The sequence below is a fragment of the Micromonospora sp. LOL_013 genome, from assembly GCF_048060315.1.
Taxonomy (GTDB): Bacteria; Actinomycetota; Actinomycetes; order Mycobacteriales; family Micromonosporaceae; genus Micromonospora_E.
This window is the reverse complement of the sequence record NZ_JBHMIQ010000021.1, coordinates 107,973-115,101: the sequence shown is the minus strand read 5'-3', so window position 1 is coordinate 115,101 and position 7,129 is coordinate 107,973. Positions and strand designations below refer to the sequence as shown.

The 7,129-nt window shown below is 68.4% G+C and carries 7 protein-coding genes; 1 reads left to right on the top strand and 6 read right to left on the bottom strand.

Features of this window, described 5'->3' with window-relative positions:
- On the top strand, positions 1-731 hold a 731-nt coding region (locus ACFHWS_RS16060; RefSeq protein ID WP_416568446.1), incomplete at its 5' end, for an ISAs1 family transposase.
- A gap of 84 nt (positions 732-815) precedes the next feature.
- On the opposite strand, the gene ACFHWS_RS16055 is transcribed toward ACFHWS_RS16060, so the two are convergent.
- The 6 genes from ACFHWS_RS16055 to ACFHWS_RS16030 form a co-directional block, all read right to left on the bottom strand.
- Positions 816-1,142, bottom strand: a complete 327-nt coding sequence (locus tag ACFHWS_RS16055; RefSeq protein ID WP_416568445.1) for a hypothetical protein — start codon at positions 1,140-1,142, stop codon at positions 816-818.
- Positions 1,143-1,409: 267 nt separating this feature from the next.
- On the bottom strand, positions 1,410-2,420 hold the full coding sequence (locus tag ACFHWS_RS16050; protein ID WP_416568450.1) for a LacI family DNA-binding transcriptional regulator: 1,011 nt from the start codon (positions 2,418-2,420) through the stop codon (positions 1,410-1,412).
- A gap of 57 nt (positions 2,421-2,477) precedes the next feature.
- Complete coding sequence (locus tag ACFHWS_RS16045) at positions 2,478-3,860, bottom strand: GH1 family beta-glucosidase (protein ID WP_416568444.1); 1,383 nt, start codon at positions 3,858-3,860, stop codon at positions 2,478-2,480.
- Positions 3,857-4,630 carry a carbohydrate ABC transporter permease gene (locus ACFHWS_RS16040; protein WP_123607253.1) on the bottom strand — a complete coding sequence of 258 codons (774 nt, stop codon included), beginning with the start codon at positions 4,628-4,630 and terminating at the stop codon, positions 3,857-3,859. The genes ACFHWS_RS16045 and ACFHWS_RS16040 overlap by 4 nt, the downstream gene beginning before the upstream one ends.
- A 74-nt stretch (positions 4,631-4,704) precedes the next feature.
- Positions 4,705-5,706, bottom strand: coding sequence for a carbohydrate ABC transporter permease (locus tag ACFHWS_RS16035; protein WP_416568443.1), 1,002 nt, complete (start codon positions 5,704-5,706; stop codon positions 4,705-4,707).
- Between the two features lie 11 nt (positions 5,707-5,717).
- Positions 5,718-7,022 carry an ABC transporter substrate-binding protein gene (locus ACFHWS_RS16030; protein ID WP_416556277.1) on the bottom strand — a complete coding sequence of 435 codons (1,305 nt, stop codon included), beginning with the start codon at positions 7,020-7,022 and terminating at the stop codon, positions 5,718-5,720.
- Positions 7,023-7,129: the final 107 nt, after the last annotated feature.

Below are 7,129 nucleotides of genomic sequence, written 5' to 3'. Positions count from 1 at the left end.
TCGTCGGGGCTGCGCCCCGACGCTGCCGCCTGCCCACTCACGGTTGTTTTTCCGGTCAGATTCCGGCGTTCGCCCCGCTGCTGGAGCAGGTCAAGGCTCGACTGGGGAGCCTGGCGGGTGTGGTGATCGTCGCGGACGCGTTGCACGCCCAGGTGGCCCACGCTCGTGCCGTCGCCGCTGCCGGCGGACACCTGTACGTGTCGGTCAAGGCCAACCAGCCGACGTTGTTCGCCCAGCTCAAACGCCTTCCGTGGGCGCGGGTGCCGGTCGGGGACCAACACCGCGACGTCGGGCACGGCCGCCGGGAGACCCGTACCGTCAAGGCGTTGACCCTCCAGACTCCCGGTGGCATCGGCTTCCCGCATGCCCAGCAGGCCGTCCGGATCACCCGTACCCGCACAACCGCCGGTAAACGCACACGAGAGACCGTCTACCTGGTGGCGTCACTGCCCGCAGCCGACGCCCGACCTGCTGAACTGCAGCAATGGGCCCGTCTGGAATGGCACATCGAGAACCGGCTGCACTGGGTCCGGGACGTGACCTTCCGCGAGGACGCCCACCGGGCTCGTACCGGCAACGGGCCCGCTGTCGCGGCGGTCCTGCGCAACACCGCGATCGGGTTCCACCGTGGCAACGGCGAGACCAACATCGCCAGAGCCACCCGCCGCGCCGCCCGCCGCCCCCACGACCTCATCACGACCGTGACCAGCAGTTACCCCACTACGCAATGACCCTGAGGTCCGGGGCCGGGAAGGGCGCGCCGGCCCACTGCCAGGTGAGCCGGCGCAATTGTTCCGATCTTCAGGAATTGCTGGTCAGTAGCAGAGCAGGGTGACGTTCGCGGTGTAGTAGTAGTCGCTGATCTGGGTCACGTACGAGTTGACGACGAAGCAGTCGATGAAGGGGTTGTAGCCATCCATCTGCGCCCACGTCTCGGCCTGGAACCTGGCGCTGAGGGTGGCGCTGCTCGCGCTGCCTCCGCTGCCGTAGCCGTAGTAGTAGCCGACCGCAGCCGTGCTGGCGGACGTGGTGCTGGCCTGGGCGTTGGACGACGACTCGGCGGCGACCGCGGCGGTCCCGGTGGCGGCCATCGCGCCCACGACCATCGCCGCGGTGACGGCGACTCTTGCGAGAGTACGCACGGATGTCCCCTTCCTGTTGCGGATTTGATTTCACGGTAACAGCGGCATTCGTGCTCGGCAATGCCTTGTCGTTATTCGGCTCGCGGCGGCGGGGCTGGGGCGACCTGCGACAACTACGAAAAGTCGAAATTGAACTGCGGTTGACCAGTGGTTTTGTGAACTGCATTCATCTGCATGATCTCGCAAACCGCGCGTACCCAGTCAGGCGAGGGCAGGCGAGGTCAGTCAGGGTCAGAGCGGGACCGGGTGCGGACCGGGAGTCGGACCTCAGGCGGAGTCGCGCCGGACGAGCTCGGTGGGCAGCACCACGGCCGGCCCGACGACCTCGCCGTCGGCCAGCCGCAGTAGCAGCCGGGCCAGCGTCCGGCCGATCTCCTGGATCGGCTGGCGGACGGTGGTCAGCGCCGGGTCCAGGTAGCCGGCCATCTCGATGTCGTCGAAGCCGATGATCGCGACGTCGTCGGGCACCCGGCGGCCGGCTTCCCGCAGCGTACGGATGGCACCGTGGGCCATCAGGTCGGAGGCGACGAAGACGGCGTCCAACGCCGGGTCGTCCTCGAGCAGCTGACGCATCGCGACCGCGCCCGACTCGCGGGTGAAGTCGCCGGCGGCGACCAGCGACCGCCCACCAGTCTCCCGGATCACCGTACGGTAGCCGGCCAGCCGGTCCACCCCGGCGATCATGTCCTGTGGGCCGGCAATCGTCGCCACTCGCCGCCGGCCGGACTCCAGCAGGTAGCGGACCGCCCGCTCGGCACCGGCCTCGTTCTCCACGTCCACGTACGGCACCCCGGCGCTGACCTGGCCCATCGGTCGGCCGCTGCACACCACCGGCAGGCCGCTGCGGGCCAGGGTGCCGGGCATCGGGTCGACGCCGTGGATCGAGGCGAACATGACGCCGTCAACGTGTCGGCCCAGGGCGTACCGCTCGACCCGGTCGTGGCTGCCGACCGAGCCGGACATCATCAGCACCAGCTGCTTGTCGGCGGCTTCCAGCTCCTGGCTGACGCCGTGGATGATGCCGGGGAAGACCTGGTCGTCGGAGAAGACCCGGGTGGCGGTCTCCGGCAGGATCAGTCCCATCGAGTCGGTGCGCTGGGTGACCAGGCTGCGGGCGGCCAGGTTGGGGACGTACCCCAGCTCCTGGACCGCCCGGCGGACCGCGTCCTGGATGGGTTCGGCGACGGTGGTGGAGCCGTTCACCACCCGTGAGACGGTGGCCCGGGACACGCCGGCCCGGCGGGCCACCGCCTCCAGCGTCGGACGTTCCCTGGCCATGCTCACGCCTGTGCTCCCCGTCTGTGAAGGTCCCGCCCCTCGGTGAACGCCAGCGGCTCAGCCGATGCCGTTGCGGCGGATCACCTCTTGGTACCACCGTGCGCTGGCCTTTGGCACCCGCCGCTGGGCCAGGTAGTCCACATACACGATGCCGAATCGCTTGGCGTAGCCGTACGACCACTCGAAGTTGTCGAGGAGTGACCACACCAGGTAGCCGCGCAGGTCAACCCCGGCGGCGATCGCGGCGTGCGCGGCCCGCAGATGCCCGTCCAGGTAGGCGACCCGGTCGGTGTCGTCGACCCGGTCGCCGTCGGGGTGCAGCTGGTCGGGGAAGGCGGCGCCGTTCTCCGTGATGATCATCGGTACGCCCGGGTAGTCCCGCCCCAGTTTGCTCAGCAGCGCGGTCAACCCGGACGGCTGGATCTGCCAACCCATGTCGGTCAGCGGCGGTGCCGGGGCGATGAACTCGATGCCCTCGGTGCCGGGAAACGCCCCGCCGCCACCGGGCGCACCCTCCTTCGCCGCCAGGTAGGTGGGGGAGTAGTAGTTGATACCGAGCAGGTCGATCGGCTCGCCGATGATCCTCTCGTCGCCGTCGCGGATGTGGTCCAGGTCGGTGAACCGGCTGACGTGGTCGAGGATGCGCTGCGGGTAGCCACCGCGCAGGATCGGATCGAGGAAGATTCGGTTCTGCAGGTCCTCGACCAGCTCGACCGCCTTGGCGTCGGCTTCGCCGGCCGGGTCGGCGGGGAACGCCGAGGTCGGGTTGACCGTGATCCCGACAGTCGACGCGCCGGCGGCGCGTAGCGCCTGGTTGGCCAGCCCGTGGCCGAGTAGCAGGTGGTGCACGGTCTGGAAGGTGGCGGCCGGGTCGGTACGGCCCGGGGCGTGCAATCCGGAGCCGTAACCCAGGTACGCCGAGCACCACGGCTCGTTGAGCGTGGTCCAGGTCTGGACCCGGTCGCCGAGCCGGGCGTACACGGCCCGCGCGTACTCAGCGAAGGCCTCGGCCGTCTCCCGGTTGGTCCAGCCGCCCCGGTCCTCCAGGGTCTGCGGCAGGTCCCAGTGGTAGAGGGTGATGATCGGCTCGATGCCGCGCCCGCGCAGCTCGTCGACGAGCCGGTCGTAGAAGTCCAGCCCGTGCGGGTTGACCGGGCCGGTGCCGTCCGGCTGTACGCGCGGCCAGGCGATGGAGAACCGGTAGGTGTGCAGCCCCAGTTCGGCCATCAACGCCACGTCGTCGCGGTAGCGGTGGTAGTGGTCGCAGGCCACGTCCCCGGTGTGCCCGGCGTGCACCTTGCCCGGCGTACGGCTGAACGTGTCCCAGATCGACGGGCCGCGACCGGCTTCCCGGGCAGCGCCTTCGATCTGGTACGACGCGGTCGCCGCGCCCCAGATGAACGAGTCGGGGAATCGTACGGGCTCGTTGGAGTTCGTCACGCCTTGACAGCACCTTCCATGATGCCGCCGATGATCTGACGGCCGAAAATGATGAACACGATCAGTAGTGGCAGCGTAGCGAGCGCCGTACCGGTGAAGACCTGCGACATATCGTTGTAGTAGCCGTTCGACAGTGCCCGCAGCGACAGCTGCACGGTCGGGTTCTCCGGGTCGTTGAGCACCGCGTACGGCCAGAGGAAGTCGTTCCACATGGTCATGAAGGTGAGCAGGCCGAGCACGGCGGCGGCGGGGCGTAGCGCCGGCAGCACCACGTTCCAGTAGATCCGTAGCGTGGAGCAGCCGTCGACCCGGGCCGCCTCGATCAGCTCGGTGCTGACCGCCTGGCTGGCGTACTGGCGCATCAGGAACACCCCGAAGCCGGTGACCAGCGCCGGCACGATGACCGCGGCGAGCCGGTCGTTCCAGTCCAGCTGGCTCATCAGCATGTACAGCGGGATGACGCCGAGCTGGGTCGGCACCATCATCGTCGCGATGATCACCAGCAGCAGGGCGTTGGAACCCTTGAACCGAAGTTTGGCGAAGGCGAACCCGGCCAGCGACGAGAACAGCACCACCGAGAAGGTGACGGTGCCGGCGACGATCGCCGAGTTGATCATGCCGGTGAGGAAGTACGCGTCCGGGTTGTTGAACAGCCGCTCGATGTTGCCCGGCAGGTTGCCGCCGGGGGTGAGCGGCGGCGGGATCTGCCCCATCGCGTCGCTGGACCGAGTGGCGACCACGAACATCCAGTAGATCGGGAAGATCGACATCAGCCCGGCGACGATCAGCGTCGCGTACGTCAGTTTGCTGGCGCTCCACAGGTGCTGACTGGCTTTCACGGTGCTCACCCCTGCTTCCGGGTGCTGTTGCCGAGCCGGCGGATCACCAGCACGTTGATCAGCGAGATGACGACGATCAGGGCGAACAGCATCCAGGCGATCGCCGAGCCGTAGCCGAAGTTGAAGTGCGGCGCGAAGGCGTTCTCGAACATGTACATGGTCATCGTCTGCGACTCGCGCAGCGGCCCACCCCGGATCGGGTTGGGTCCGGAGTTGAACAGCAGCGGCTCGGTGAACAGCTGCAGTCCGCCGATGGTGGAGATGATGACGCAGAAGACGATCGTCGGCCGCAGCATCGGCACGGTGATCGACCAGAACTGCCGGGCGGGGGGTGCGCCGTCGATCGCCGCCGACTCGTACAGGTCCTTCGGGATGGACTGCATCGCGGCCAGGAAGATCAGCGCGTTGTAGCCGGTCCACCGCCAGTCGACCATCGTCGAGATCGCCACCCAGGCGCCGAACCTGGTGTTGCGCCAGTCGATGGCGTCGATGCCGATCAGGTCCAGCGCCCAGTTGATCATGCCGAACTCGCGGCTGAACAGCTGACCGAAGACGATCGCCACCGCCGCCGTCGAGGTGATGTTCGGGATCAGGATGCTCATCCGGAACGACGTACGGGCCCGCAGCTGCCGGTTCAACAGGTGGGCCAGCCAGAGCGCCAGCAGCAGCTGCGGCACGGTGGAGATGACGAAGATGCCCAACGTGTTGAGCACCGAGTTCCAGAAGTCGCCGTCGCCGAGTAGCCGGCTGTAGTTGTCGAAGCCGACGAACGGGTGCTCGGCGGCGAGCAGGTCCCAGTCGTGCAGCGACACCCAGAACGTGTAGCCCAGCGGGTAGGCGCCGAAGATCGCGAACAGCACGAAGAACGGCGCGATGTACAGGTACGGGGATGCTTTGGTGTCCAGCCGGGCCAGCCACAGCCGGGGCCGCCGGTGCGGCGGCTCGGGCTGTCGCCGGGCCGGCCGGGTGGCGTCGGCGGCCGGCTGCTCCGGCCCGACCTGTGCCACCCGGCCTGCGGTCACTTCTCGGCCGCCGTCTTGGCGTTGTTCACCGCGTCGGTCCAGCCCTCGTCGGGCGTACGCTGACCCAGCTCGACCGTTCGGACGGCGTTCTCCACCTCGGTGCGGACCGCCTGGTTTTTCGGTCCCATGTAGACCGGCTTGAGGTTTTTGGCGCCCTCACCGAAGATCTGCCCGATCGGGGCGTCGTTGAAGTACTCGCTGGTCGCCTCCAGGATCGCCGGGTCGTCGAGCGCCTGCGGCGACGACGGCAGCGGGCCCTTGGCCTTGAACGCCCCGATGTGCCCCTCCGGGCTGGTCAGGAACTTGACCAGCTTGACGGCCTCCTCCTGGTGCTCGCTCTGCGCCGGCACGGCCAGGTGCGATCCGCCCCAGTTGCCGCCGTCGCCGGGCACCTTGGCGATGTCCCACTTGCCGGCCGCCTCCGGGCCGGCGTTGCCCTCGATGACCCCGGTCATCCAGGCCGGGCAGGCGATGGTGGCGAACTTGGCCTGCTTGAACGCGGCCACCCACTCGTCGGACCAGGCGCCGTACTTGCCGCTCAGGTCGGAGTCGATGATGTCCATGGTGATGTCCCAGGCCTGCTTGACGGCCGGGTTGGTGTCGACAACGAGGTTGTCGTCGAGGTCGTAGTAGTGGTAGCCCTCGGCGGCACCGGCGGTCTGCAGCACGATCGTGTTGAACGTCTGGGTCGCCGCGTCCAGGAACGACGCGCCGGTGTCGGCCTCGACGAACTGCTCGCCGACGGAGATGTAGTCCTGCCAGGTCGGCCAGAGCGCAGAGACCTCGTCGCGGTCGGTCGGCAGCCCGGCGGCCTCGAACAGGTCGGTGCGGTAGCACATCGCCATGCCGCCGACGTCGGTGCCGAGCCCGATCAGCTGGCTGCCGTCGGCGGTCAGTGCCTGGTCCCACTTCCACGGCATGAAGTTGCCTTCGAGCTCGGCGGCGCCGTGGTCGAGCAGGTTCACGAAGTTCTGCGGGTTGGCCTTGTACTCGATGAGCAGGCCCTCCTCGATGGCGACGATGTCACCAGCGCCTTTGCCGGCGGCCAGCCACTGGGTCAGCTTGGGGGAGTACTCGTCGAGGTTGGTACCGGTGCCCCGTTCGACGATCTTGATTCCGGGGTTCTCGGCCTCGTACTGCTTGTACAGCTCCTCATAGCCGAACTGGCCGAAGACGTCGACGGTCAGGGTGATGGTGCCGTCGTCGGCGGCTTCGCCGCCGCCGCAGCCGGTAGCTGCGGCGAGCACGGTGACCGCAGCGGCGGTCGCGGTGACCAGCCGGCGCCTTGAATTGGTGCCCATGGGTTGACCCCTCTCAGGTCCAGGCATGGTGGGGTGCGGAAACTGCGTGTTTGCTGGCTGGCTCTCTGTCGACCCTGGCGACCTGGTCGACTGGCCGGTGCGGGCGG

Coding starts and splice junctions, on each gene's coding strand:
- ACFHWS_RS16050 (WP_416568450.1), bottom strand. CDS start 2,420: ATGGCCAGGGAACGTCCGACGCTGGAGGCGGTGGCCCGCCGGGCCGGC.
- ACFHWS_RS16040 (WP_123607253.1), bottom strand. CDS start 4,630: ATGTCGATCTTCCCGATCTACTGGATGTTCGTGGTCGCCACTCGGTCC.
- ACFHWS_RS16030 (WP_416556277.1), bottom strand. CDS start 7,022: ATGGGCACCAATTCAAGGCGCCGGCTGGTCACCGCGACCGCCGCTGCG.